The following is a 26,723-nucleotide window of genomic DNA, read 5'->3' as shown; positions in this document are numbered from 1 at the left end:
GCCCCGCCGCCGCCGCGGGGGGGGGCCCCCCCCCCCGGGCGGGCCCCCCCCCCCGCGGCCCTTCCCCGCTCCTCGTCGTCTTCACCCCCGGGGGACCTCATGGACCTGAACGGACCCATAGCGCAGCGCTTCCCGCTCATCTACCGATTCCGACCCGCCTGTCTGCCCCTGCCCCGGCGCGTGCACGGCCTGGTCGAACTCGCCGACGCCGCAGCCGCAAAGGCGGACCAGGGACTCGCCTCGGCCGTCTACAACCAGGCCGCCCTCATCGCCTCCGACCTCGAGCTCCCCGACCTCGCGCGGAAGATGTGCCACCAGCACGCCGCCGCCTACCTCCACGCCGCTCCCTTGCCCGGCATGACCGCGATCCGCGCCCTCGAACCCGTGGTGAACCTCGCCCGCCTCCAGATCCGCGCGGGCGCCGCCGACGACGGGCGCCACCGTCTGCTGCACCTCTTCGACGCCGTCACCAACGGCACCAGCGCTCAGTTCGAGGGAGTCCACGTCCCGGCCGACCTCACCCTCACCGACACCGACCGCCACGAGGTGCGCACCTGGCTGTGGAAGGTAGTCCTGGCCGACGGCACCCGCACCTTGACCACGGCCGGCCGCTGGGCGGAGGCGCTGGCCCACATCGAGGAACACCGGGGCATCGGGCAGCGCATGCTGGACGGCCGCCAGGTCGCCTTCCTGGCCGCACTCAGCCGCACCCCCATCGACGCCGCAGCGCTCATCACCATGACCACACCCGGAGAACGCTGGGAGAACGCCGTCACCGGCTGCCTCGACGTGATGTGCAAAAAGGCCCTTCGCGGCCCGGCCGTACCCCTCCTCGACACGCTGGTCGAGGACTACGTCGAGCACCAACCCGACCAAGGCATGACCGTCTTCGACACGCGCCTCGGCCTGACGATTCTGGACCTGCTGGAGCCGCACCAGGAAGACGCAGCGCACCGGATGGTTGCAGAGCTCCACCGCCGGGCCGCCGTGGCGACCGACGGCTATGCCGCCCGCGAGTGCCTGGCTGACCACCGGTTCACCAGCCTCGCCGAGCCGCGCCAGGTCGAGGCGGCCCGACGGCTTGTCCGTGCATGCGCACTGGGGAGCGGCAGCCTCCCCGAGCCCTGGCTCGTAAGGATGACAGAGGCGTTGCGGGGCAGCGACGAGGTGATCCGCGCCAGCGTCGGGCGCACCCACCCTCAGCAGGAGGGACTAGCGCACAGGGTCCAGGTGTAACGCTTGGGCAGCCAGAGCAGCCCGCCCTGCACGGCGTCGAGCACCAGGGGAGCCAGGGCGCGTGGCGACGCTCATCGTCGGTAGAGGGTTCTCTGAGCGACGAACTGAACAGGTAGGAGAGAGGCCAGACACAACACGGCCCGCGACTTGGCTCGCCGATCACCTCAACTCTCTACGCTGGAGCACCATGAGGAAGGTCGCCATCGTCGGCTGCGGAGGCAGTGGCAAGTCCCACGTGGCCCGCGAGCTGGGCAGGATCCTCGACGCCCCGGTGACGCACCTGGACGCCGCGTTCTACGACGACGAGTGGAACGCGTTGCCCATGGACAAGTTCACCGACGTGCAGCGCGAGCTGGTCGCGCAGCCGCGGTGGGTGATCGACGGCAACTACAACTCGACGCTGCGGGTACGGCTCGAAGCCTGCAACACGGTGATCCTGATGGACGTGTCGACCGTGGCGGCGCTGTACGGGATCTTCTCCCGGCAGATCCGGCACGGGGCCGGGCATAAGGGCAACGGGGTGTACAACCGCATCCACTGGGGCGTGATCAAGTACGTCGCCACGTACCGACGCAAGATGCGACCCCGCGTGATGGCGAAGATCGAGGAGTTCGGCTCCGGCGCCGATGTGGTGCTGCTGGCCAATCGGCGCCAGACGCGCCGCTGGCTGCGGAAGGTCGCCGCCGAGCAGTCCTGATCGGCTCGCGCCCCCCTGTCAGGGGGTGCGGGATGAACGAGCCCAACCCGTCCTCTGCCGAGGAAACGGCCACCACTGTTGCCGTCAGATGGGCCGCAGTACCTGATCAGGCTCTGCGGAAGCAGCCGCAGCGTACTCTGCCAAGTCCACGTTGCCGAGCGTCAGGTCAGCCTGGACGCCGTGTACCGCGGCGGGCACGGCTCGAAACTCACGGGGCTCCGGCGACTCGATGAGTTCCTGGTAATAGACGGGGTCGAGGCCACTCACGTCCTCCCAGAGTGTCGACAGAGCCAGCAACGCCTGCTCCGGCGACTTCATCGTGTCGCGGTCAGCGAGGAAGACGACAGTCAGGTCCCCATCCACCACGGCGGCAAGAACCTCGTCGGGCGTTGCTCCTGACCAAGGGGGCGCTTCGACCAGCTGCACTGTTGCGGCAGTCTCACCGCCTGGCCCCCACGGGCGGCGCAACTCCCCAACCACCGCATTCCACGCCTCGTCGTCGCTGAAGTCGGTCCTGATGACGAGAACGTCGAACAAGTCGCGTCCAATCTCAGGCAGCACTCGCGCAGGGCCCTCCGCCATCGTCATGCCCAGCACTCTCACACGCCGCACTGATCCAGACCCTGGCAAGGAGCCACAGCCAAGTGTCGGGATCCGGAAGGCATCTTCTGACCCGCTGGCTGGCGGGCAACCGGCCCTGGAGATCGAGCCGATGCATCCGCACAGGTGCCAGGTGCCAGGTGCCGATAGGCCGATGCGTCGCGACGCACAAGCGTGGCGTGTTATGGGTTCTGGTTGACTCCGTGGTGGAGGTACCAGTTGCTGTCGGCAAGGCCGTAACGCAGCGCTGTGTCCCAGGTGTTGAGTCCATGGGTGCTGGCGTGCTGCTCAGCGTCCTCTTGCAGGTGTGCAGTCAGGGCCGAGAGGCCACTCTCGCGTCGGATCTTTTGGTGGAGCCACTGGTTGGCGGTCAGCACGGATATGCAGAACTCGGCATAGCGCTGTGCCAGGTTGAACGTGACGAAATGGTGCTCGACACGAGCACGCAGCTCAGCGTCCCATACAGGCAGGGCCTGAATGCGGAACTGCACGGGCCAGCTTGTGATGTCGGCGAAGAGGTAGCGTCCGGCCTGGCCGGGGCGGTCGTAGTAGGGATGGAGAGTGCGCTGGCCAGCTGTGGCGCCGATCCGGTCGCCTTTGGCCTGGTTGCACTTGCTGCATGCCGGCACCAGGTTGACCGGGCAAATCGTGAAGAGAGGCAGCGTGTCCTTGGGCAGGTGATGGTCGAGCGAGCCGATCTCACTGTTGCCGCACAGCAGGCAACGCCCGAACGGCGCGCGGGCCTTGAGTTCGTCGTACTTCTCTCTCCCGTGCTTGCGCCCGACCAGCCCAGCACTGTAAAGATTCCTGAGGTGCTCCCCGTCGCGGTCGGGTATCTGCTCCTCAGCATCCCGCGCAGTCACGGCTAGCGCGTAGAGGGCGTTGTGCTCGGCAGCGTCGGTATAGGTCTTCTCGGCAGCAGACAGGTCCTTCTCACGGGCCAGGAGCCGTAACCTCAAGACGGAGTTCTGCATCCGCCCGCAGGCAGCGGTCAGTGTGTCCTTGACCTTCATCGCGGGGGGATCGAGCGGAATCATGAGGCGTTCCCGTCCCGGCTGAGAGTGAGGACGCGCAACAGGCCGCGGGCCTCGCTGCCCAGGGATTCGAAGTCCGCCAGGATCTCTTGATAACTGCGCCCCTCAGCAACCTCCTTGGCCAGGGCCGCATAGAAGCCGGTGGCGGTGGACTCCAAGCCGAAAGCCTCGTGGGTGAGTGCGCTGACGTTCTCACCGTAGGTCTCCATCAGCGGCCGTTCGGCTGTCACGACGTCGCCATAGCGGCGCAACTTGTAGACGCACGCCTTCGGTACTTCCTGCAGGACCACCGGTGAGTGCGTGGCCACGACCGCCATCCCGTTGACGTCGGAAAGGAAGTCAGACAGCGCACGGATGAACGCTGACAACAGGGGTGGCTGTAGATGCGCTTCGGGCTCGTCCATGAAGACGACCGTGCGCTCGGTCACCTCCTGGACCAGTCGTGTCAAGGTCAGCAAGGCGATCTTGTGGCCAGAGCTCAGCGGTGCAAAGAGCCGCCCCGCAGCGGCCTTGAACCGGCGGTCAGAGCCCTCGGACAACAGATCTTCGAGATCGCCTGCGTAGTCATCCAAGAATCCGGACTCCGGATAACTGAGCGTGCTCAGAATCTGCTCCCACCGGCTACGCCGGGCACCGATTCGAGCCGTAGCGAGACTGTCGGCGAATTCCGCGGACAGGTCTTCGCTCGTCTTCAAACGCTGCGGCTCCTCACCGTCACGCAGCCCGATGTAGGCGAACCCCGCAGGAGCGTCCGGGTGATGAAGGAGTTCGTCAAAGGCACTGAAGGACACCAGTACCACGTTCGGTGTGCTCCTGGCTGTGCGTTCAGCGAGCTGGGTGACCTCGATACTCCCCGACGCCACGCCGCTAGCCATGGCGCGCATCATGCTGGTCTTGCCCACTCCATTGCGGCCAATCAGAGCATGCACGTTGCTCGGCGGCAGCGAGGCAGGACTGGCACGGAAGCCTAGTGTAGGTGGTTCATACGCTGAGCCATGAGCCTTGGGAGGCACATAGTCCCACTGGAAATCAACAACGCGATCGCGGCCGCGGGCAATGAGGTGGAGACGCTCCAGCTCCGCGCGCGGATGGCGGACATCGCGCATCAGAGATTTTTCGAAGACTCTCAGGCCCCAAACACGTTCCACAACATCCCTGCTGTAGTCGTAAGCCACATCCCGCAACGCAGCCAGAACGTCGACTCTGGCGCGAGCACCCAGCCCGCTCAGCGACTCGTAGTATGTGTCCTGGACTCCCAGGCTGAAGAAACCTTCAGCGAGAGTCTCGAAGCGGCGTGGCAGGCGTTGTTCTGTCCGAAAGAACTCGTCATGGCGACTTGACCCCATCTCAAGATGCCCGATCCGAACGCCGCCAATGGACTTCGGTCGTCGCCCACGGCGCTTGATGCCTAGCTCGTACATCGTCACGTAGCCGTAGTCATTCCAGTTATCTGGAATGAGGTAAGCGCCCCTGTAGTCCTCAGGCAGATCCTGTGTCCCCTCCACCACGACGAACTGCATGATGTCGCCTCACCCCTCCCCGGGAAGCCGGGGGCCATACCAGCACGAGATCACACTGTAGTTCCAGTGCCGCGATCTGCGACGGGAACCATGGAACGTGAGAATCGCAGTCGTGCGCGGGCCAGCGCGACAGTGCCCCGTAAGATCCGGTCCCTCCGAAGCGCACCGCCAGGAGGGCCGTCCCGCTGACCGTCGTCAAGAACACCGTAGCCATCCATGCAGGCCGAGGATGCGAAGGTCACCGGCACGACGCTGGCAGAGCGGCTCGGCTGCTCCGTACGGTCCGGGTAGCGGTACCTCGGCGGAGTCCAGGCTGCCTGACCCGCTGAACGCGCGAGCCCCGTCGCCGACAGACGGCAACGGGGCTCGCAGGATTGCGGCGGCGCACGTGTGGCTCGTGAGGGAATCGTCAGCGCCCCCTCTCTAGCATCCGAAGGATGCGTTCAGCGAGAAGGCGGGCATCGCGGCGTCGGGCGGGCCTCTTGGACCAGACGGCCGGCATGAAAATGCCGACGAGCACAAGCAGAGGCATGCCGACTGCGGCGACGGCAATCCAGGGGCTGACTGCGACCGAGGCTGAGGTAGCGGCAAGCGCACTCAGGGCGATCGGCAGCCTGCGACTCACGGGTCAAGGTTGCTGGCCATCGCAAAATCCTTCCGATTGGAACCGGGTTTGGCGGGAACCCCGGTTCGGGTGGGTAGTGCCTCGCTCCCGTTTGGCGCCGGGGGTGAGGGACAGGCCAGGGACCAATAGCCAGAGACAGCGCAGCGCCGAAGGTGGGGGACTGGCCTGTCCTCCGGGCCCGCAGCGATGCGTCCGACACTCGAATTGCGGCCGCTCTGCGTGGGGGTAGGGATGTTGGAGATGGAGAACGCGCGCGGGCCTCTGCCGTTAGGTGTAAGCACTTCGCTGCACATTCTGGCACGCCCGGAAGGCCCACGGAGGGTGCAACCGCCCGCTGTGACAATGGTGTTGCTGACACGAGGTGCGCGCTGATCGACCTCGGAATCGTGGCAAGTCCGAGCGGCTAACGTGGCGGTGTGGCTTCCGGTACGCCGGGGGGACCCCACACGCCCCCTATGTCCACCCGTGTCCGGTTTGCCTGCACGGAGGCAGGCCACGGTGGCGCTTCTGGTCGAGGGCGACGAGTGCAGCCGTCCTCACAAGGCCCGGAGCCCGTACCGGTGCGGCAAGGCATCCCACCCTGGAATGGCAGGCGCTGATCGCTTGAGCCGACGTCCAGCCCTGCGTCGGAGCGCAGAGTGGCGTCTCCGCAGGCCGACGAGAGGTGGCGCTACGTGACGACACGACTTAGTACAGGACGGGAAGCGAGGCCAGACCGCGTACAAGACGGGCGTGCCGCCACTGAAGCTGGTCGGGCGGTACGGCGAGCCGGAGGCCGGGGAACCGTGTCAGTACCGCGCGCAGCGCGATTTCGGCCTCGGCCTTGGCCAGGGGAGCGCCGACGCAGCGGTGGATACCGTGCCCGAAGGCGAGGTGGCCGGCAGCGTCCCGGTTCGCATCGAGCTGGTCCGGTGACGGGAACCGTTCCGGGTCGCGGTTGGCGGCTCCGAGGGCGACCAGCACCGGTGCGCCTGCCGGGATGTCGGTGCCGCCGAGCGTGATGGCCTCCGTGGTGTACCGGAAGGTGGCCGTGCTGACGGGGGAGTCGAATCGAAGTAGTTCGTCCAGCACCGCAGGGATGTCGTTTGGGTTCTGGCGGAGGCGGTCGAGTTCGGCCGGGTGCTGGAGCAGGGAGAGGGTCGCGTTGCCGAGGAAGTTGGTGGTGGTCTCGTGGCCGGCCACGAGTAGGAGCACCGCGAGGGAGACCAGTTCCTCCTCACTGAGCCGGTCGTGGCCGTCGCGGGCCGAGATCAGGCGGTCGAGGAGCGATTTGCCGGGGTGTCGGCGCTTGGCGGCGATGAGGTCTGTCATGTAGTCGGCCAGGGAGTGCGAGGCCGCGTCGATGACCTCTGGCTGTCCGGCCGCGAACAGTTCGCCGGACCAGCGCTGGATGTCGGGCCGGTCTTCCTCCGGTACTCCGAGCAGTTCGCAGATCACGATGACGGGTAGCGGGACGGCCAAGCCGGTCACGAAGTCGAAGGGCTCACCGACAGGCCACTGGTCCAGGAGGTCTTCGGTGACCCTGGCGATGAACGGGCGCAGTTCCGCGACCGCCCCGGTTGTGAACGCCCTGGTGACCAGCTTGCGCAGCCGGGTGTGCTCGGGCGGGTCGCTCGACAGCATGTTGTGCGCCACCGCGGGGTGGAGGCGCCGCTTTGATTCCTTGCCCGCGAAGAACCCGGCGGTGTCCTTCGAGAGCCGGGCGTCGGCGAGCGCTTCCCGGGCTTCGGCGTATCCGGTGACCAGGTAGCTGAGGCGCCCGCCGGATCCGCCGGCTACGGCTTGTACGGGGCATGCCGAGCGCATGGCCGCGTAAGTGGGATATGGCTACCTTGCCGATGCTGTTGACCGTTGGCCCTGGCATCGACATGACGACCACTTTGATCCAGCGCCTCACGGGTTCTCTCGCTCCCAACAATCCGGTTCACGCGCATGAAGTGCTGCCCAGCCTTCGAGTCCTTCTGCGGAACCCAACCGCACGAGAGGAGCAACTCGCCCCCGTTATCCGACAGGTCCAACAACTCATGAACTCCGGCACCCCGGCCATCGCACTGGATTTCGCGGCCCACTACATCACCACTCCCGTGGTCGACATGAACTGGCTGAACTGGTTCGCCTCACACTGGACGACCCTCTCGTCCGCCACCCGCAGCCTCACCGTGGCAGCAGCCGAGCGCCCCGAACTGCAAAGCATCCCAGTGCTGCGCGACCACCTGATCCAGCATCTGCTGGAGACCGACGACACCGAACCCTGGCAATACGCGGACGCACTGTGGAATCACTCCACCGCAGACCAGCAAGGCAGTCTGCTGGCCTTCGCCCGAACCCGTTGCCCAGCACTGGTTCACCGTGCTGATCACGCGGACGCAGATCTTCTCAGCACCGCGCTCGTCAAGTCCGGCGACCAGATTAGCGATGTACTTGCTCTGATCCAGGAGGCTCCGGAATTCGACAACGCGGTCATGCAGTACCTGAGCAACCGTCTGGAGCAGCCGGATTGGACGCCTCCGCTTGCCGCCTCCGCGATCGCCGTGTCCAGCGACCCCGCTACTCTCTGGATGCATGTCTTGCCGTTCATGACCGAAGATCAAAGCAGTGCCACCCGAGCAGCTACGTTTATCGGCGCGCTCATCGAGCATCACCAGGAGTCGGTGCCCGATGACATCATCACGAGTCTTGCTCCCGTACTTCGGGAGGCCGGGCCCCAGCTCGCCACGTCGCTGGGCCACGCGTTGCGTCCCCTGCCCGCAGCGGCACGGAAGTTGCGCAGAGCTATGGATGGTTTCAGCAGTACTCCTGCACAACGTGCGCGGAACGCCGCGTTCAAAGAAGCGAGTGGTATTTAATCCGCCATTGTCCGCATCTAGTGAGACCGTGCCCTGCGATCCCGGCCAGTCGAAAGATTGTGAGTGACCTTGTAGGCGGATTCGCCTACAAGGTCAGTGCGGGTGTCTCCGCTTCAAGGTGGGACGAGCCAGTACGAGGCCGCACGGGGGAGACTGCCGCACATGGTCTGATCTGGGAAAACGTCATCAGGAAACATGGTGCGGCACCACCCGGCACGACCGCTCTCGGTCTTGTAATGCGTAGGCCTGAGTTGGAGTCGCCAGGGACTTTTCAGGGACTTTCAGCTCTGTCGGAGGGACATCCGAGGGAGTTTTCGCAGTACAAGCACGGAAGTCTGCGACAGCGCTGAAAGGCCCAGGGCTTCGGACTCGCGCATCCGCGCCGTCGCTCCGCAGCGCTCCGGCACGGAGCCGGGTCGGCAGTAGAAGGCGAGGCTCGTTCGGGGCCGCACACGGTCCTGACCTCGGAGAACGTGCCCCCGCGGGCCCGGCAGCGTGAGCGCCAGACCCGCGGTCGGGCGGTCAGTCGTACGGGTAGAAGCCCGAGCCCGTCTTGCGGCCGAGGCGGCCCGCGTCCACCATGCGCTGGAGCAGCGGGGGAGCGGCGTACAGCGGCTCCTTGTACTCCGAGTACATCGAGTCGGCGACCGAGGCGACCGTGTCCAGGCCGATGAGGTCGGCGAGCTTCAGCGGGCCCATCGGGTGGGCGCAGCCCAGCTCCATGCCGTTGTCGATGTCCTCGCGGCTCGCGATGCCGGACTCGAACATCCGGATCGCCGAGAGGAGGTACGGGATCAGGAGCGCGTTGACCACGAAGCCGGAGCGGTCCTGGGCGCGGATCGCGTGCTTGCCGAGCACGTTCTGCACGACGGCCTCGGCGCGCTTGATCGTCTCCTCGGAGGTGGTCAGCGCGGGGATCAGCTCGACGAGCTTCTGCACCGGCGCCGGGTTGAAGAAGTGGATGCCGATGACCTGGTCCGGACGCGAGGTCGCGACGGCCAGCTTCACCAGCGGGATCGAGGAGGTGTTGGAGGCGAGAATCGCGTCCGGCCGGGTCACGACCTGGTCCAGGACCTGGAAGATCTCCGTCTTGATCGACTCGTTCTCGACGACGGCCTCGATGACGAGGTCGCGGTCGGCGAACTCCCCGAGGTCGGTCGTGAAGCTGAGGCGGGCGAGGGTCTCGTCGCGCTCCTCTTCGGTGATCTTGCCGCGTTCGGCGGCCTTCGAGAGGGAGTTGTAGAGCCGGGTGCGGCCGATCTCCAGGGCCTCGCCCGTGGTCTCGGCGACCTTCACCTCGAGGCCGCTGCGGGCACACACCTCGGCAATGCCCGCGCCCATCTGGCCGCAGCCCACCACTCCGACGCGCTGCACATCCGCCATGGAGTCCGTCACATCGTGCCTTTCGCTGATCAACAGTTCGGCAGGCACCGGTTGTGCCGGTGCCCGCCTCGGCCCCCGACGTTACTCCGGACCCACGTGTGCGTGAGGGGCCGGGGCGGGCATGCTCTGCGGATACGACGGGACGTATGCACCAGTAAGGGGCGACATATGGTTCACATCGGTCGAAGAGGGTTGTTGGCGGCGGCAGGGGCGCTGTCCGTGCTGGCGGTGGCCGGGGACGCCGCGGCGGCGCCCGGAGCGCGGCGCAGGAAACCGAGGCGCGAGTTCCGCGGAATGTGGCTGGCGAGCGTCGCCAACCGCGACTGGCCCTCCCGGGCCGGCCTGACCGCCGACCAGCAGAAGGCCGAGCTGCTGGCCCACCTGGACACGGCGGTGCGGCGCAGGCTGAACGCGGTGGTCTTCCAGGTGCGGCCCACCGCCGACGCGCTGTGGCCCTCGCCGTACGAACCCTGGTCGCAGTACCTCACCGGCGTCCAGGGCCGGGATCCGGGCTGGGACCCGCTGGGGACGGCGGTGGAGGAGGCGCACCGCCGGGACCTGGAGCTGCACGCCTGGTTCAACCCGTACCGCGTGGCGAACCACACCGACCCCTCGCGGCTCGTGGAGTCGCACCCGGCACGCGTCCACCCGGACTGGGTGCTGCCCTACGGCGGCAAGCTGTACTACAACCCGGGGCTGCCGGAGGTCAGGCGCTTCGTCCAGGACGCCATGCTGGACGCCGTGGAGCGCTACGACGTCGACGCCGTGCACTGGGACGACTACTTCTACCCGTACCCGGTGGCCGGGCAGGTCTTCGCCGACGACGAGGCGTACGCGCGCCACGGCGCCGGATTCCCGGACAGGGCCGCCTGGCGGCGCGACAACACCGACCGGCTGGTCAGCGAGACGGCGGCCCGGATCAGGGCGGTCAAGAAGAAGGGCAAGAAGGTCCGCTTCGGGATCAGCCCCTTCGGGGTGTGGCGCAACGCCTCGACCGACCCCCTGGGCTCACCGACCCGGGCGGGCGTGCAGACGTACGACGATCTGCACGCGGACACGCGCAAGTGGGTGCGGGAGGGCTGGATCGACTACATCGTGCCGCAGCTCTACTGGAACATCGGCTTCGAGGCCGCCGACTACGCGAAGCTGGTGCCGTGGTGGGCTCGGACCGTGCGCGGCACCGGCGTCGACCTCTACGCCGGTGAGGCGCTCTACAAGGCCGGCGACCCGGCGCAGCCCGCCGCCTGGCAGGATCCGGCCGAGCTGTCCCGCCATCTGACCTTCGCCGAGGACTACCCGCAGGTGCGCGGCCACGTCTTCTTCTCGGCGAAGGAGGTCGCGGCCGACCGTGTCGGGGCGATGGACCGGGTGGTGGCGGACCACTACCCGTCCCGGGTGAGGCCGCCCGCCTGACCGTCCCGGCCCTCGCGGTCCTATGGTGCCGTTCAGCCGTGCTCCGTGTGCCGTACGACGGAGTCGGGGCCCGGCGAGACCAGCGCCTCGTGCCCGTCGTCGAAGCGGACACGGTACGGCGGAGTGCCCTCGGAACCCAGCACCTCGACGATCTTCGCGACCTTGTCCTCGTGACCCACGGTCCTGCCGTGCACCAGCAGCTGGTCGCCCACGCTCGCTTGCATCGGAAGTGCCCTTCTGGAGGCGGACTCTAGGTACGGCCAGTCTATGACCGGCGGACGGAGTCGGCGCTTTCCGTACGCCCGTCCGGTCCTCTAAGCCCGGGCCGTCGTGGCGTGCGGACCGGGCCGGTTCAGGTCCGGGCGCGCTGGGTGACCGCGATGCAGACGAGTACGCCGACGGCCGCGAGCGGGGCGGCGGGGGAGAGGTGCTCGCCGAGCAGGACGACCGACCAGAACAGCGTCAGCAACGGCTGGGCGAGCTGGAGCTGACTGGCCCGGGACACGCCGATCTCCGCCATGCCGCGGTACCAGACGAGCAGGCCCAGGAACTGCGAACCGATCGCGACCCACAGCAGCCCGGTGACGCCGTGCGCGGTCAGGTGCACCGGCTCCAGGGTGAGCGCCACGGCAGCCGCCGGCACGGCGAGCGGCAGGCACAGGACCAGCGCCCAGCCGATGACCTGCCAGCCCGGCATCTCGCGCGCGAGCCGCCCGCCCTCGGTGTAGCCGGCGGCGCAGACCAGCAGCGCGCCGAAGAGGAAGAGGTCCCCGGTGGACACCGCGCCGCCGCTCTGCCCCAGGGTGAACGCGATCACCACGGCCGCGCCGGCGAGGGCCGCAGCCCAGAAGGCGCGGGACGGCCGGGCGCCGGTCCGCAGCGCCGACAGGGCCGCGGTGGTCAGGGGCAGCAAACCCACCACCACGGCGGCGTGGGACGTGGTGGACGTCTGGAGCGCGAGGGTGGTCAGCAGCGGGAAACCGACGACGACCCCGCCGCCGACCACGGCCAGCCCCGCCCAGTGGCGGCGGGCGGGCACCGGTATGCGCAGGGCGAGCAGGGCGGCCCCGGCGACGAGTGCCGCGAGGACACTGCGTACGGCCACGAGCGACCAGGGGCCGAAACTTTCGAGGCCCCAGGCGGTGGCCGGGAAGGTGAGCGAGAAGGCGGTGACGCCGAGGGCGGCGAGCAGGGTTCCAGTGCGCGCCGAGCCCTTCGCTGCCGGAAGGCCGTGCCCCGTGCCGCTGCTGACCGCTACTGTCCTGGTGCCGATAGCGCTATTCTGTGCTGTCATGCATGAGCGTAGCAGTGTCATGGATTTGGCAGAATCCCTGAAGCGGGAGCTGAACCGCTACTCGCCAGGTGGAAAGCTGCCGTCGAGCCGGGTGCTGGTCGAGCGCTACCGGGTGAGCCCCGTGACGGTCTCGCGCGCCCTGGCCCAGCTCGCCGCCGAGGGCCTGGTCGTCACCCGTCCCGGCGCGGGCGCCTTCCGGGCCGAGCCCCGCCCGGACGCGGCGGCGCCCGGCGACACGTCCTGGCAGGAGGTCGCGCTCAGCGCGGACGGGGCCACCGACCTCGTCCCGCGCTCGGTCGACGCGTCCGGCGTCCTGGTGACGCTCGCGGCGCCGCCGCCCGGCGTCATCGAGTTCAACAGCGGCTACCTGCACGCCGCCCTCCAGCCCGAGCGCGCCATGGCCGCCGCCCTCGCCCGGGCCGGCCGCCGCCCCGGCGCCTGGGGGAGACCGCCCACCGACGGCGTCCTCGAACTGCGCGAGTGGTTCGCCCGGGGCATCGGCGGCGCGATCACGGCCGCCGAAGTGCTCATCGCCGCCGGCGGTCAGAGCGCCCTGACGACCGCCCTGCGCGCGCTGGCGCCGCCCGGTGCGCCGGTGCTGGTGGAGTCGCCGACGTACCCCGGCATGCTGGCGATCGCCCGCGCGGCGGGACTGCGCCCGGTACCGGTGCCGGTGGACTCCGACGGCGTACGGCCCGAACTGCTCGCCGCGGCGTTCCGCGCCACCGGCGCCCGCGTCTTCGTCTGCCAGCCGCTCTTCCAGAACCCGACCGGGGCGGTGCTCTCGGCCGAGCGCCGCCCCGAGGTCCTGCGCATCGCCCGGGAGGCGGGGGCCTTCGTCGTCGAGGACGACTTCGTACGGCGGCTGGTCCACGACGACGCGGGGCCGCTGTCCCGGCCGCTCGCCACCGACGACCACGACGGCGTCGTCGTGCACGTCTGCTCGCTCACCAAGGCGACCTCGCCGAGCTTCCGGGTGTGCGCCCTCGCGGCCCGGGGGCCGGTGCTGGAGCGGCTGCGGGCCATCCAGGTGGTGGAGAACTTCTTCGTGCCCCGGCCGCTCCAGGAGGCCGCCGTGGAGCTGGTCGGGTCGCCGGCCTGGCCCCGGCACCTGCGGACGGTGGCGCACGAGCTGCGGACCCGCCGGGACACCATGGCGGCCGCCCTGCGCCTCGGCCTCCCCGACCTGGCCCTGCCGCACATCCCGGCCGGCGGCTACCACCTGTGGCTGCGGCTGCCCGACGGCGCGCAGGAGACCGCCGTGGTCTCGGCGGCGCTGCGCGCGGGCGTCGCGATCGCGCCCGGCCGCCCGTACTTCAGCGCCGAACCGACGGCCGCGCACCTGCGGCTGAGCTACGCGGGCGTCGCGGGCCCGGCGGAGATCACGGAGGGGGTGCGGCGGCTGCGCGGCGCGTGGGAGGACCTGCGGGGGGCGGCGTAGGACGGGGACGGGGCCCCGGTCCGTCCCGCGCTACCGCTTCACCGCGCGCAGGACGACGAACTTCGGGTCGCTCGCCACCAGTTCGCTGTTGCCGAAGATGCGGCGCAGCGTCACGTGGTAGCCCAGATGCCGGTTGCCGACCACCCACAGCTCGCCGCCCGCGCGCAGCGCGTCCCGCGCCCCGCCGAACATGCGCCGCGCCGTCGCGTCCGTCGTGGTCCGGTGACTGTGGAACGGCGGGTTGTTCAGCACGAGGTCGACCGTCCCCTCCGGCACGCCCGACAGGCCGTCGCCCACCAGGAACTCCGCCTTGCGGTCCGCTCCCGCGTTCGCCCGGAACGTGGCCTCGGCCGACGCCACCGCCTGGAACGACTCGTCGGTGAACGTGAGCTCCGCCTCGGGATTGGCCAGGGCCGCCGCCGTCCCCACCACACCGTTGCCGCAGCCGAGGTCCACGACCCGCTCGGGCCCCCGGCGCGGGGGGAGGTGCCCCAGGAAGAACCTCGTGCCGATGTCGAGCCGCTCGGCGCAGAAGACCCCCGCGTGGTTGGTCACGGTGAGGCCGCCCGCCGCGCCGGCGTCGGCGGGCAGGGTGTACGTGTACGGCCAGGGGTCGCTGCCCCGGGCCAGGTCCGGGTCCGGCGTGCAGAAGATGAGCCGCGCCTTGCGCACCGCGAGCGACGTCCGCGTCGTACCGAGGATCCGTTCGAACAGCTTGAGCGTCGAGGTGTGGATCTCCTTGACCATCCCCGTGCCGACGACGACGGTGCCCGCGTGGACGTGCGGGGCGAGCCGGTGCAACTGGTCCTCCAGCAGCGCCAGGCTCTTGGGCACGCGGATCAGCAGGACGTCGATCCGCTCCGGCGGCGGCTCCTGGGTGGAGAGCAGCCGTACGGCCGACACGTCGGCCCCGTTGCGCTCCAGGTTCACCCGGGTCGCCCGCTGGGCGAGGAACGAGTCGCTGATCTGGGTCGGCCGGTACCGGGCGAGGGCGGTCGCCAGCGCGCCCCAGCGGTCGCCGACCACGACGACGGAGCCCGCCAGGTCCACGGGCGGGGCGTCGTCCGCGCCTTCGAGGTGCCGCAGCAGGTACGCGTCGGCCGCGTCCCAGGCGCGGAGGCGGTCGCGGGGGTCCTCGGGAAAGCGGACGAGGTCGTACTCGCCGTGTGACGTCGTCAAATGGTTCATTGTGCCCTCAGGCTATCCGAGCGCCCGCCGCTCCCACTCCCGTCCCGGGCAGGGGCGGGCGACCGCCGGCGCCCTGCCGCCGGGGTGCGCAGACCAGGTGCGGGGGCGGCCGGTCGGCCGGCCGGGGCGAAGACGCCGATGAGGGAAACGACCGGAGCGCAGGCCGTACGCCGCTTTCCCCCCGCCCGGGTCACCCCGCCCCTTCGCCGCCCGACAGCAGCCGCAGCGCCCGGTCGAGCCGGACCTGCCGGGCTTCGGGCGTGAGCGCCTGCAACAGCGGCAGGATTACCTGGTAGCGGCCACTCCTGTCCAGCGCCTCGAACGCCTTGCGGGCCGCCGGGTCGGCCTCCAGCGCCGCCGCGAGATCGGGGGGCACGGCCGCGGTCCGCTGGGACTCGTACGCCGCCGCCCACCGCCCGTCCTGCTGCGCTCTGCGGACCTCGGCCAGGCCGGGCTCGCGCATCCGGCCGGCGGCCGTCAGCGCCGCGACCTTGTCGACGTTCACGCGTGACCACAGGCTCCTGGGCCGGCGGGGCACGTACTTCTGCAGGTAGTACTGGGCGTCGAGCGACCGCCGCTGCCCGGAGATCCACCCGTAGCACAGCCCGATGTCGACCAGCTCGTCGTCCGTGACCGACGCGATGCCGGACTTCTTCTTGGCCACCTTGATCCACACGCCCTCGGTGCGCGTGTGGTGCACGGCCAGCCAGCCCTCGAACGCCCCGCTGTCCGCGAAGGCGATGATCTCCACTCCGTCAAGCTCGCGTTCGTCCACGCGGCTCAGGCTATCGCCGCCCGCCGTACGGCAGTTGGTACGCACAAAAAACAAGGGCAAGGAGATCGTGCTCTCCTTGCCACTCTCAACCTATAGCGCACTGGGGGCCTTGCGGCAAGACCCCCGTCCTGCCGCAGAATCTCCCGTCGAAGCCGGAATCCGCGCACATCGGGGACCGGCCGGGCACGTGAGGCGCGGTCGCGCGCCCGGTGGCGGGCCGCGCCGAGCGGTCGGCCGGCGTGGGCCATGGGGAACGAGGGGGACGTATGACAGACGTGATCATCGCCGGCGGCGGACCGACCGGTCTGATGCTGGCGGGCGAGCTGCGGCTGCACGGGGTGGACGTGCTCGTGCTGGAGAAGGAGGCGGAGCCGACGACGCAGTCCCGGGCGCAGGGGCTGCACGCGCGCAGTGTCGAGGTGATGGACCAGCGCGGACTGCTGGAGCGGTTCCTCGCGCACGGCAGGCAGTTCACGGTCGGCGGCTTCTTCGCCGGCCTGGGCACCTCGTGGCCCGAGCGGCTGGACACCGCGCACTCGTACGTCCTCGCCATCCCGCAGCAGGTCACCGAGCGGCTGCTGACCGAGCACGCCACGGAACTCGGCGCGCAGATCCGGCGGCGCCGCGAACTGGTCGGGCTGAGCCAGGACGAGGAGGGTGTGACCGTCGAGCTGGCCGACGGCACGCGGCTGCGCTCGCGCTACCTCGTCGGCTGCGACGGCGGCCGCAGCACGGTGCGCAGACTGCTCGGCGTCGGCTTTCCCGGCGAGCCGTCCCGGGTCGAGACGCTGCTGGGCGAGGTGGAGGTGGGCGTGGGGCCGGAGGAGCTGGCGGCCGCCGCGGCCGAAGTCCGCAAGACCCAGCTGCGGTTCGGCTTCATGCCGCTGGGGGAGGGGGTGTACCGCGTGGTCGTCCCCGCCGACGGGGTGGCCGAGGACCGGACGGCCGCGCCGACCCTCGACGAGCTCGGGCAGCGGTTGCGGGCGGTCGCCGGAACCGACTTCGGCGTGCACTCACCGCGCTGGATCTCCCGCTTCGGCGACGCCACCCGGCTGGCCGAGCGCTACCGCGTGGGCCGGGTGCTGCTGGCCGGCGACGCGGCGCACATCCACCCGCCGACCGGCGGACAGGGGCTCAACCTCGGCGTCCAGGAGGCGTTCAACCTCGGCTGGAAGCTGGCCGCGGAGGTCAACGGCTGGGCGCCCGACGGGCTGCTGGACAGCTACCACACCGAACGGCACCCGGTGGCCGCCGACGTGCTGGACAACACCCGCGCGCAGATGCAGCTGATGTCCACCGAGCCGGGCGCCCGCGCGGTGCGCCGGATCCTCGCGGAACTGATGGACTTCGAGGAGGTGAACCGGCACCTCATCGAGAAGATCACCGCCATCGCGGTCCGCTACGACTTCGGCGGGGACCACGAGCTGCTGGGCCGCCGGATGCGGGACGTCGGGCTGAAGCGAGGCCGCCTCTACGAGCTGACGCGCGGCGGGCGCGGGCTGCTGCTGGACCAGACCGGCCGCCTCTCGGTGGCCGGCTGGGAGGACCGGGTCGACCACGTCGTCGACGTGAGCGAGGAACTGGAGGCGCCCGCGGTGCTGCTGCGGCCGGACGGCCACGTGGCGTGGGCCGGCGACGACCAGAAGGGGCTGCTCGGCGCGCTGCCCACGTGGTTCGGTTCCGCCACCGGCTGAGCACGGCCGGCCGGGCGGAAGTCGCACCCGGGTGGCCTGGGGGCCGGCCCGCCCGGTACCGGCCCGCACGGCCGGCCGGCCCGTTTCCCGCAACACTTCGTTGCATAAAAGTGCGGTGGTGCGTATAGTCATGCCATCGACGAGGAGGATTTTTCGATGGCGGTACGCGCAGCAGTGGCAGGAGCGAGCGGATACGCGGGCGGGGAGCTGCTCCGCCTCCTGCTCGCCCACCCCGGCGTGGAGATCGGCGCCCTGACCGGCCACTCCAACGCCGGTCAGCGCCTGGGATCCCTCCAGCCGCACCTGCTGCCGCTGGCCGCACGCGTGCTGGAGCCGACAACCGCCGAGGTGCTCGCCGGGCACGACGTCGTGTTCCTCGCGCTCCCGCACGGCCAGTCGGCCGCCGTCGCCGAGCAGCTCGGCGACGACGTGCTCGTCGTCGACATGGGCGCCGACTTCCGGCTGCGCGAGGCCGCCGACTGGGAGAAGTTCTACGGCTCCCCGCACGCCGGCACCTGGCCCTACGGCCTGCCCGAGCTGCCCGGAGCCCGGGCCGCGCTCGAAGGGTCCAGGCGGATCGCCGTGCCCGGCTGCTACCCGACCGCCGTCTCGCTCGCGCTCTTCCCGGCATACGCGGGGAAGCTCGCCGAGCCCGACGCCGTGATCGTCGCCGCGACCGGCACGTCCGGCGCGGGCAAGGCGCTCAAGCCGCACCTGCTCGGCAGCGAGGTGATGGGCTCGATGTCGCCGTACGGCGTCGGCGGCGGCCACCGCCACACGCCGGAGATGATCCAGAACCTCAGCGCCGCCGCGGGGGAGCCGGTCACCGTCTCCTTCACCCCGACGCTGGCCCCCATGTCCCGCGGCATCCTCGCCACGTGCAGCGCCAAGGCGCGGCCGGGCGTGACGGCGGCGGGCGTACGGGAGGCGTACGAGAAGGCGTACGCGGACGAGCCCTTCGTACACCTCCTCCCGGAGGGGCAGTGGCCGGCGACCGCCTCCGTGTACGGCTCCAACGCCGTCCAGATCCAGGTCGCGTACGACGAGGCGGCCGGCCGCGTCGTCGCGATCAGCGCCATCGACAACCTCGCCAAGGGCACGGCGGGCGGCGCGGTGCAGAGCATGAACATCGCGCTCGGGCTTCCCGAGGAGACGGGTCTTCCCACCACGGGAGTGGCTCCGTGAGCGACGCGCCCGCGACCGCCGGGCCGCGGAGCACGACGAAGGCCGCGCCGCGCGCGGACGACAGAGACAACAGCCGCCACAGCGGCGGGGCGAACGAGGAGATGCAGTGAGCGTCACGGCAGCGAAGGGATTCACCGCGGCGGGCATCGCCGCGGGAATCAAGGACAGCGGCAACCCCGACCTGGCCCTCGTGGTCAACAACGGGCCCCGCCTGGCCGCCGCGGGCGTCTTCACCTCCAACCGCGTGAAGGCCGCGCCGGTCCTGTGGTCCGAGCAGGTCGTCAAGGGCGGCCGGATCTCCGCCGTCGTCCTCAACTCCGGCGGCGCCAACGCCTGTACGGGCCCCAAGGGCTTCCAGGACACCCACGCCACCGCCGAGAAGGCCGCCGAGGTGCTGAGCTCGGCGGGCGGCGACCACGGCGCCGGTGAGATCGCCGTCGCCTCCACGGGACTCATCGGCATCAACCTGCCCATGGACAAGCTCCTGCCCGGCATCGAGAAGGCCGCGGCCGAACTCTCCCCGCACGGCGGCGAGAAGGCCGCGATCGCCATCAAGACCACCGACACCGTCCACAAGACGGCCGTCGCGGGCGGCGACGGCTGGACGGTCGGCGGCATGGCCAAGGGCGCGGGCATGCTCGCGCCGGGGCTGGCGACGATGCTCGTGGTGCTGACCACCGACGCCGACGTCGAGGCGGACGTGCTCGACGGGGCGCTGCGCGACGCCACCCGCCAGACCTTCGACCGGGTCGACTCCGACGGCTGCATGTCGACGAACGACACCGTCCTGCTGCTGGCCTCCGGCGCGTCCGGAGTGACGCCCGGCCACGACGAGTTCGCCGCGGCCGTACGCACCGTCTGCGACGACCTGGCCCGCCAGCTCATCGGCGACGCGGAGGGCGCCAGCAAGGACATCCGGATCGAGGTCGTGGGCGCCGCGAGCGAGGACGACGCCGTCGAGGTGGGCCGCTCCATCGCCCGCAACAACCTCCTCAAGTGCGCCATCCACGGCGAGGATCCCAACTGGGGCCGTGTCCTGTCCGCGATCGGCACCACGAAGGCCGCGTTCGACCCGGACCGGCTCAACGTGGCCATCAACGGTGTGTGGGTCTGCCGCAACGGCAGCGTCGGCGACGACCGCGACCTCGTCGACATGCGGTACCGGGAGGTCCGGATCACGGCGGACCTGGCCGAGGGCGAGGAGTCGGCGGTCATCTGGGCCAACGACCTGACCGCCGACTACGTCCACGAGAACAGCGCGTACAGCTCATGAGCGCCCGCAAGCACACCGCACTGCCCAAGGCGCAGATCCTCGTCGAGGCGCTGCCGTGGCTCACCCGGCACCACGGCCGGACCGTCGTCATCAAGTTCGGCGGCAACGCCATGGTCGACGAGGACCTCAAGGCCGCCTTCGCCCAGGACGTCGTCTTCCTGCGGCACGCCGGTCTCAAGCCGGTCGTCGTGCACGGCGGCGGCCCGCAGATCAGCGCGCAGCTCGACCGGCACGGCCTGGTCAGCGAGTTCAAGGCGGGCCTGCGGGTCACCACGCCCGAGGCGATGGACGTCGTACGCATGGTCCTGGCCGGCCAGGTGCAGCGCGAACTGGTCGGGCTGCTCAACCAGCACGGACCGCTCGCCGTCGGCATGACCGGCGAGGACGCGCACACCATCACCGCCACCCAGCACTTCCCGAAGATCGACGGCGAGAGCGTCGACATCGGGCGGGTCGGCGAGATCACCGCCATCGACACCGGCGCCATCCAGGCCCTGCTCGACGACGGCCGCATCCCGGTCGTCTCGTCCATCGCCCGCAGCGCCGACGACCACCACGTGTTCAACGTCAACGCCGACACCGCTGCGGCCGCGCTCGCCGCCGCGCTGGGCGCGGAGACTCTGATGGTCCTCACCGACGTCGAAGGGCTCTACGAGGACTGGCCGAACAGTGACGAGGTCATCAGCCGGCTCACCGCCAGGGAGCTGGAGAAGCTGCTGCCCGAGCTCTCCAGCGGCATGGTCCCCAAGATGGAGGGCTGCCTGCACGCCGTACGCAACGGGGTCAACACCGCCCGCGTGATCGACGGCCGCGTACAGCACTCGATCCTGCTGGAGATCTTCACCGACGAGGGCATCGGCACGATGGTCGTGCCCGACGAACACGAGGGGGGAACGCGGTGACGCAGCACGCACCGACCGCGGGGCAGGAGCTGAAGCAGCGCTGGCAGGGCGTCATGACGGACAACTACGGCACCCCCGGGCTGTCCCTCGTACGCGGTCTCGGCGCCACGGTGTGGGACGCCGACGGCAAGGAATACGCCGATTTCGTCGGCGGCATCGCCGTGAACGCGCTGGGCCACGCCCACCCCGCGATCGTCGAGGCCGTGTCCGGCCAGATCGCCTCCCTCGGCCACGTCTCGAACCTGTTCATCGCCGAGCCGCCCCTCGCGCTGGCCGAGCGGCTGATCCAGATCTCCGGCCGGCCCGGCCGCGTCTTCTTCTGCAACTCGGGCGCCGAGGCCAACGAGGCCGCCTTCAAGATCGGGCGCCTGACCGGCCGTACGCACATGGTCGCCACCCACGGCGGCTTCCACGGCCGCACCATGGGCTCCCTCGCCCTCACCGGCCAGGAAGCCAAGCGGACCCCCTTCCTGCCCCTCCCCGGCGACGTCACGCACGTCCCGTACGGTGACGCCGACGCGCTGCGCGCCGCCGTCACGACCGACACCGCGCTGGTGATCATCGAGCCGATCCAGGGCGAGATCGGCGTCGTCGTGCCGCCCGAGGACTACCTGACGGCCGCCCGCGAGATCACCCGGGCCACCGGCACCCTGCTCGTCCTCGACGAGGTGCAGACGGGCATCGGGCGGACGGGACACTGGTTCGAGTACCAGGGGCACGAGGCCGTCGAACCCGACGTCGTCACGCTCGCCAAGGGCCTCGGCGGCGGCCTCCCGATCGGCGCGACGCTCGCCTTCGGCCCCGCGGCGGACCTGCTGCGGCCCGGCCAGCACGGCACGACCTTCGGCGGGAACCCCGTCGCGTGCGCCGCGGGACTCGCCGTACTGGACACCGTCGCCGCCGACGGACTGCTCGACCACGTCAAGCGGATGGGGGAGAAGCTGCGGGACGGAATCGAGTCACTCGGGCACCCGCTCGTCTCCCACGTCCGTGGGGCCGGCCTGCTCCTGGGTATCGTGCTCACCGAGTCGCTTGCTCCCCAGGTGCAGCAGGCGGCTCAGGACGCCGGTTACCTGGTGAACGCGCCCGCACCCGATGTCGTACGGCTCATGCCGCCGTTCGTCGTCGCGGACGCCGAGGTGGAATCGTTCCTCCGGGCACTTCCCGGCGTTCTCGACATCGCACACGGGGACCGACGAGCCGGAGAATGACACCGATGACCGAGGCGCAGGCGCAGGACAACGAGCACGGCGGCCCTGCCGTACCGCAGACCCGCACCGCCCGGCACCGCCGGATCGTGGACATCCTGAACCGCGCCCCGGTGCGCTCGCAGAGCCAGCTGGCGAAGCTCCTCGCCGACGACGGGCTGAGCGTCACCCAGGCGACGCTCTCCCGCGACCTCGACGAGCTGGGCGCGGTGAAGATCCGCAACACGGGCGGCGAGCTGATCTACGCCGTGCCCAGCGAGGGCGGCTTCCGCACCCCGCACGCGCCGCTGGGGGAGTCGGCCAAGGAGGAGCGGATGCGCCGCCTCTCCGGCGAACTGCTCATCTCCGCCGAGGCGTCGGCCAACCTCGTCGTCCTGCGTACGCCGCCGGGGGCCGCCCAGTTCCTGGCCTCGGCGATCGACCAGGCCGAGCTGAACGCCATCCTCGGCACCATCGCGGGCGACGACACGCTGCTCCTGATCAGCCGCGACCCGGCGGGCGGCCAGGCGCTGGCCGACCACCTGCTGCGCCTGGCCCAGAACGACCGCTAGAGCCCGGACGCCCGCGCCGGCCCGAGGGGCCCGCGCGGGCCCCCGTCAGGGAGCGGCCCGCGCCGGGGTGTCGGGGGCCATCAGCGACGTGGTCAGGGGGACGCGCGCGAGCGCGACCACTCCCGCCGCCACCAGGGCGACGCCGAGCAGCTCGGGCACCAGCCACCAGCCCGTACGGACGTGTTCCTCGTACAGCAGGATGCCGAGCGCCAGGCTCACCGTCGCGTCGCCGAGGGTGAGGGCCGGCTGCGACGCGACCAGCGGCCCGGCCTGCATGGCGTTCTGGAGGAGGAAGAGGGCGACCAACCCGGCCGCGGCGAACCCGTACGTCTGCCAGGCGGTCAGGAACGCCACCGCCCCGTGGTCGTCCAGCGTGTGCATCGACTCCTTCATCAGCGCCGCGGTGAGCGCGTAGCTGATGGCCGTGCCCGCCCCGAAGCAGGCCGCGCGCGCCCGGCCCTCGGGGCGCCGCAGGGCCGCCAGGGTGAGCGCGACGACCGCCCCCGCGCAGACGGCGAGCGCCACCACCCACCGGTCCGGTGGGACGTCGGTGCGGTTGCCCGAGGGCGACGCGGCGGCGAGCGCGACGCCCAACCCCACCACGACGGCCGCGACGGCGGCCCAGCCCCGGCCCGGCAGGCCCCGGTGCATCACGACGGACGCGATGACCAGCGCGAAGGGCAGTTCGAGGACGAAGAGCGGCTGAACGATCGTCAGCGGTCCCGTGGCCAGGGCCACCGCCTGGCACACGCCGGCCGCGATCACCGCGGCGATGCCCGCCAGCCATACGGGCCGCCGCAGCAGGTCCAGCAGCAGCCCCGCGCGCAGTCCCTCGGAACGGGGCACGCTCAGCGCGGCCATGCGTTGCAGCACCGTGGCCAGGGCATTGCTGAGCGCCGCGCCCAGCGAGAACAGGACGGGCAGCAGAAGGTGCACCGGTGGGCCTCCGCGGTCGGGGGAGCTGCTGTCATCCCGCGCACGAACCCAGCGGGGCGCGAGCGGGCACGGGCCACGCGGGCGAGCGGGCCACCGCAGCCGTTGACGGCCGGGACCCGGCCGCCCGTCAGCGTCCGGCGGTCAGCGGCCTGCTGTGCTCGCGCACCTGCGCCGGCGTCAGGTAGGAGGAGGCGTTCTCGAAGTCCTGGAGGGTGCCGGGCCTGCGGGACTGGAAGTCCGTGCGGACGAAGTCGTCGCCCGCCACGGCGTTCAGTGTCCAGTTCGTCATCACGCGGGTCCGCGCGGTCACCGTCGGCAGCGCCAGCAGGTGGTACCCGCGGGCCACCGCCTGCGCGGGCAGGCCGTGCAGCTCCAGGCCCAGGGGCTTGGAGACCGCGTCGACGCCGCCGAGGTCCACGACCAGGCCGAGGTCCTTGTGCACGTACGGCCTCAGCGGGGCGCCGCGCAGCCGGGCCATGATGTTGTCCGCGAGGGCCTTGCCCTGGCGCTGGGCGTGCTGGGCGGTCGGCGGGCACACGGCGTCGCCGCCCTTCGCCAGGTCCGGTACGGCGGCCGCGTCGCCCGCCGCGAACAGCCCGTCGAAACCGGGGACGGTCAGCTGGGGCGTCGCCGCGAGACGGCCGCGCACCGTCTCGGCCCCGAGCGTGGCCACCAGGGGACTCGCGGAGACGCCGGCGGTCCAGATCAGGGTGTGCGAGGGCAGCGTGCGGCCGTCCGTGAGCTTGACCGAGGTGGCGTCGACCGAGGCGACCGACGTGCCCAGGGAGAACTCGATGCCCCGGTGGCGCAGGGTGGCCATCGCCTTCTCGCCCAGCTTCTCGCCCAGCTCGGGCAGCAGGCGCGGGGCCACGTCGACCAGATGCCACCTGATCTGCGCGCGGTCCAGACGCGGGTAGCGCTGGACGGCGGCGGACGTGAGGCGTTGCAGGTAGGCGGCCGTCTCGACGCCGGCGTACCCGCCGCCGACCACCACGAACTGCAACCGCGCGGCGCGCTCCGCCTCCTCCGTCGTGGCGGCGGCGATGTCCAGCTGCGCGATGACGTGGTCGCGCAGGTACGCCGCCTCGGCCAGCGACTTCATGCCGCGCCCGTGGTCGCGCAGACCGGGGATGTCGAAGGTGCGGGTGGTGCTCCCGGCCGCCAGGACGAGCTGGTCGTACGGCTCCGCGATCACCTCGCCGGTTACCTTCCTGACCACGCACACCTTGGCCTCGGCGTCGATGCCGATGGCCCCGCCGGGGCAGATGCGCGTACGCCGCAGCCTGCGGCGCAGCGACACGGCGACCGACTGCGGGGTGAGGACCCCGGCCGCCACGTGCGGCAGCAGCGGCAGGTAGAGCTGGTAGTCGGACGGCGACACGAGCACCAGCTCGGCCTCGCGCGGAGCCAGCCTGCGCTCCAGCCGCTGAAGGCACTCGACACCGGCGAATCCCGCGCCCACCACGAGGATCTTCGGTCGCGTCATAGGTCCACGGCTCCTTACGGCTCGCGACAGCGTTCCCCCCACCCTCGGCGTACGAGCGGGCCGCCGCCCGCCGGCGCGGTGCATTCGGGCGGCTTCCGCACGGGCCGGCGAGCGCGTTGACGAAACATACGGTGGAGTGCATACTTATACCCATCACCGCATGCATCGTAAGGAGAAACCCGTGACCGAGCGCGTCGTACTCGCCTACTCGGGCGGCCTGGACACCTCCGTCGCCATCGGCTGGATCGCCGAGGAGACGGGCGCCGAGGTCATCGCCGTTGCCGTGGACGTCGGCCAGGGCGGCGAGGACCTGGACGTCATCCGCAAGCGCGCGCTCGCCTGCGGTGCCGTCGAGGCCGAGGTCGCGGACGCCAAGGACGAGTTCGCCGACGAGTACTGCCTCCCGGCGATCAAGGCCAACGCCCTCTACATGGACCGCTACCCGCTGGTCTCCGCCCTCTCGCGGCCGACCATCGTCAAGCACCTCGTCGCCGCCGCCAACAAGCACGGCGCCTCGATCGTCGCTCACGGCTGCACGGGCAAGGGCAACGACCAGGTCCGCTTCGAGGCCGGCATCTCCGCGCTCGGTCCCGACCTGAAGTGCATCGCCCCGGTCCGCGACTACGCGATGACCCGGGACAAGGCGATCGCCTTCTGCGAGGAGAAGAACCTCCCGATCGCGACCACCAAGAAGTCCCCGTACTCCATCGACCAGAACGTCTTCGGGCGCGCCGTCGAGACGGGCTTCCTGGAGGACATCTGGAACGCCCCGATCGAGGACATCTACGAGTACACCTCGAACCCGGCGCTCCCGCGCGAGGCCGACGAGGTCGTCATCTCCTTCAAGGAGGGCGTCCCGGTCGCCATCGACGGCAAGCCCGTCACCGTCCTCCAGGCCATCCAGCAGCTCAACGAGCGCGCCGGCGCCCAGGGCATCGGCCGGATCGACATGGTCGAGGACCGGCTGGTCGGCATCAAGTCCCGTGAGGTGTACGAGGCCCCGGGCGCGATCGCGCTGATCACCGCCCACCAGGAGCTGGAGAACGTCACCGTCGAGCGCGAGCTGGCCCGCTACAAGCGGCAGGTCGAGCAGCGCTGGGGCGAGATGGTCTACGACGGCCTGTGGTTCTCCCCGCTCAAGCGCGCCCTGGACGGCTTCATCAACGAGGCCAACCAGCACGTCACCGGCGACATCCGGATGACCCTGCACGGCGGCCGCGCCGTCGTCACCGGCCGGAAGTCCGACGAGTCGCTGTACGACTTCAACCTCGCGACGTACGACTCGGGCGACACGTTCGACCAGTCCAAGGCGCAGGGCTTCATCGAGATCTTCGGCCTGTCGTCGAAGATCGCCGCGAAGCGTGACCTCGCGTAACCGAGACTCGTTCGACAGCCCGCCTCCCGACCCGCAAGGGGTGGGGAGGCGGTCGCACATC

23 protein-coding genes are annotated in these 26,723 nt (G+C 70.5%); 12 read left to right on the top strand and 11 right to left on the bottom strand.

Annotated elements, in window-relative coordinates; all coding sequences use genetic code 11:
- The first annotated feature begins 99 nt into the window (after positions 1-99).
- Positions 100-1,236, top strand: coding sequence for a hypothetical protein (locus ACWGH0_RS13830; RefSeq protein ID WP_453404370.1), 1,137 nt, complete (start codon positions 100-102; stop codon positions 1,234-1,236).
- A gap of 187 nt (positions 1,237-1,423) precedes the next feature.
- Positions 1,424-1,933, top strand: coding sequence for a topology modulation protein (locus tag ACWGH0_RS13825; protein WP_453404369.1), 510 nt, complete (start codon positions 1,424-1,426; stop codon positions 1,931-1,933).
- A gap of 84 nt (positions 1,934-2,017) precedes the next feature.
- On the opposite strand, the gene ACWGH0_RS13820 is transcribed toward ACWGH0_RS13825, so the two are convergent.
- From ACWGH0_RS13820 to ACWGH0_RS13805, 4 genes are all read right to left on the bottom strand, one after another.
- On the bottom strand, positions 2,018-2,521 hold the full coding sequence (locus ACWGH0_RS13820; protein ID WP_453404368.1) for a DUF6924 domain-containing protein: 504 nt from the start codon (positions 2,519-2,521) through the stop codon (positions 2,018-2,020).
- A gap of 194 nt (positions 2,522-2,715) precedes the next feature.
- Positions 2,716-3,570 carry a hypothetical protein gene (locus tag ACWGH0_RS13815; protein WP_329307081.1) on the bottom strand — a complete coding sequence of 285 codons (855 nt, stop codon included), beginning with the start codon at positions 3,568-3,570 and terminating at the stop codon, positions 2,716-2,718.
- Complete coding sequence (locus ACWGH0_RS13810) at positions 3,567-5,087, bottom strand: ATP-dependent nuclease (protein WP_453404367.1); 1,521 nt, start codon at positions 5,085-5,087, stop codon at positions 3,567-3,569. The genes ACWGH0_RS13815 and ACWGH0_RS13810 overlap by 4 nt, the downstream gene beginning before the upstream one ends.
- Positions 5,088-6,399: 1,312 nt before the next feature.
- Positions 6,400-7,518, bottom strand: coding sequence for a cytochrome P450 family protein (locus ACWGH0_RS13805; RefSeq protein WP_453404366.1), 1,119 nt, complete (start codon positions 7,516-7,518; stop codon positions 6,400-6,402).
- Positions 7,519-7,550: 32 nt separating this feature from the next.
- Between ACWGH0_RS13805 and ACWGH0_RS13800 the strand changes: the two genes are divergently transcribed.
- Positions 7,551-8,558: a hypothetical protein gene (locus ACWGH0_RS13800; protein ID WP_453404365.1), complete on the top strand. Its 1,008-nt coding sequence runs from the start codon at positions 7,551-7,553 to the stop codon at positions 8,556-8,558.
- Positions 8,559-9,080: 522 nt separating this feature from the next.
- Here ACWGH0_RS13800 and ACWGH0_RS13795 read toward each other — a convergent pair.
- Complete coding sequence (locus tag ACWGH0_RS13795; RefSeq protein WP_453404364.1) at positions 9,081-9,941, bottom strand: 3-hydroxybutyryl-CoA dehydrogenase; 861 nt, start codon at positions 9,939-9,941, stop codon at positions 9,081-9,083.
- A 168-nt stretch (positions 9,942-10,109) separates the two neighbouring features.
- Between ACWGH0_RS13795 and ACWGH0_RS13790 the strand changes: the two genes are divergently transcribed.
- Positions 10,110-11,354, top strand: coding sequence for a glycoside hydrolase family 10 protein (locus tag ACWGH0_RS13790; RefSeq protein ID WP_453404363.1), 1,245 nt, complete (start codon positions 10,110-10,112; stop codon positions 11,352-11,354).
- A gap of 32 nt (positions 11,355-11,386) precedes the next feature.
- On the opposite strand, the gene ACWGH0_RS13785 is transcribed toward ACWGH0_RS13790, so the two are convergent.
- Together ACWGH0_RS13785 and ACWGH0_RS13780 are read right to left on the bottom strand one after the other, a co-directional pair.
- Complete coding sequence (locus ACWGH0_RS13785; protein WP_453404362.1) at positions 11,387-11,578, bottom strand: DUF1918 domain-containing protein; 192 nt, start codon at positions 11,576-11,578, stop codon at positions 11,387-11,389.
- Positions 11,579-11,706: 128 nt separating this feature from the next.
- Positions 11,707-12,648, bottom strand: coding sequence for a DMT family transporter (locus tag ACWGH0_RS13780; protein WP_453404361.1), 942 nt, complete (start codon positions 12,646-12,648; stop codon positions 11,707-11,709).
- Here ACWGH0_RS13780 and ACWGH0_RS13775 point away from each other — a divergent pair.
- Entirely contained in the window at positions 12,647-14,089 is a 1,443-nt protein-coding gene (locus ACWGH0_RS13775; RefSeq protein ID WP_453404360.1) for an aminotransferase-like domain-containing protein, read from the top strand. The two genes, ACWGH0_RS13780 and ACWGH0_RS13775, sit on opposite strands and share 2 nt — an antisense overlap.
- A 30-nt stretch (positions 14,090-14,119) precedes the next feature.
- Here the strand turns inward: ACWGH0_RS13775 and ACWGH0_RS13770 are convergent, their stop codons facing one another.
- On the bottom strand, positions 14,120-15,277 hold the full coding sequence (locus ACWGH0_RS13770) for a methyltransferase (protein WP_453404359.1): 1,158 nt from the start codon (positions 15,275-15,277) through the stop codon (positions 14,120-14,122).
- Positions 15,278-15,467: 190 nt separating this feature from the next.
- Entirely contained in the window at positions 15,468-16,052 is a 585-nt protein-coding gene (locus ACWGH0_RS13765) for a YdeI/OmpD-associated family protein (protein ID WP_453404358.1), read from the bottom strand.
- Positions 16,053-16,318: 266 nt separating this feature from the next.
- On the opposite strand from ACWGH0_RS13765, the gene rox reads away from it, so the two are divergent.
- From rox to ACWGH0_RS13735, 6 genes are all read left to right on the top strand, one after another.
- Positions 16,319-17,746: a rifampin monooxygenase gene (gene rox / locus ACWGH0_RS13760; protein WP_453404357.1), complete on the top strand. Its 1,428-nt coding sequence runs from the start codon at positions 16,319-16,321 to the stop codon at positions 17,744-17,746.
- Positions 17,747-17,902: 156 nt separating this feature from the next.
- A complete protein-coding gene (gene argC, locus ACWGH0_RS13755) occupies positions 17,903-18,931 on the top strand; it encodes an N-acetyl-gamma-glutamyl-phosphate reductase (protein WP_453404356.1) in 1,029 nt (342 codons plus the stop codon).
- Between the two features lie 106 nt (positions 18,932-19,037).
- Complete coding sequence (gene argJ, locus ACWGH0_RS13750) at positions 19,038-20,204, top strand: bifunctional glutamate N-acetyltransferase/amino-acid acetyltransferase ArgJ (protein ID WP_453404355.1); 1,167 nt, start codon at positions 19,038-19,040, stop codon at positions 20,202-20,204.
- Positions 20,201-21,106 (top strand): acetylglutamate kinase, encoded by a 906-nt coding sequence (gene argB, locus ACWGH0_RS13745; RefSeq protein WP_453404354.1) that lies wholly within the window; start codon positions 20,201-20,203, stop codon positions 21,104-21,106. Before argJ ends, argB begins: the two co-directional genes overlap by 4 nt.
- The gene (locus ACWGH0_RS13740) at positions 21,103-22,317 is read left to right on the top strand and encodes an acetylornithine transaminase (RefSeq protein ID WP_453404353.1); all 1,215 of its coding nucleotides are present in this window, start codon (positions 21,103-21,105) and stop codon (positions 22,315-22,317) included. The genes argB and ACWGH0_RS13740 overlap by 4 nt, the downstream gene beginning before the upstream one ends.
- A gap of 5 nt (positions 22,318-22,322) precedes the next feature.
- Entirely contained in the window at positions 22,323-22,865 is a 543-nt protein-coding gene (locus ACWGH0_RS13735; protein ID WP_138895349.1) for an arginine repressor, read from the top strand.
- Between the two features lie 45 nt (positions 22,866-22,910).
- Here ACWGH0_RS13735 and ACWGH0_RS13730 read toward each other — a convergent pair whose 3' ends face one another.
- Positions 22,911-23,801, bottom strand: coding sequence for a DMT family transporter (locus tag ACWGH0_RS13730; protein WP_453404352.1), 891 nt, complete (start codon positions 23,799-23,801; stop codon positions 22,911-22,913).
- Positions 23,802-23,928: 127 nt separating this feature from the next.
- Positions 23,929-25,287, bottom strand: a complete 1,359-nt coding sequence (locus ACWGH0_RS13725; protein ID WP_453404351.1) for an NAD(P)/FAD-dependent oxidoreductase — start codon at positions 25,285-25,287, stop codon at positions 23,929-23,931.
- A 181-nt stretch (positions 25,288-25,468) separates the two neighbouring features.
- Between ACWGH0_RS13725 and ACWGH0_RS13720 the strand changes: the two genes are divergently transcribed.
- Entirely contained in the window at positions 25,469-26,662 is a 1,194-nt protein-coding gene (locus ACWGH0_RS13720; RefSeq protein WP_453404350.1) for an argininosuccinate synthase, read from the top strand.
- Positions 26,663-26,723 lie beyond the last annotated feature (61 nt).

It is taken from the genome of Streptomyces sp. NPDC054887, assembly GCF_053610585.1.
Note: the sequence above shows the minus strand (reverse complement) of the source record. Positions and strands in the feature narration are given on the sequence as shown.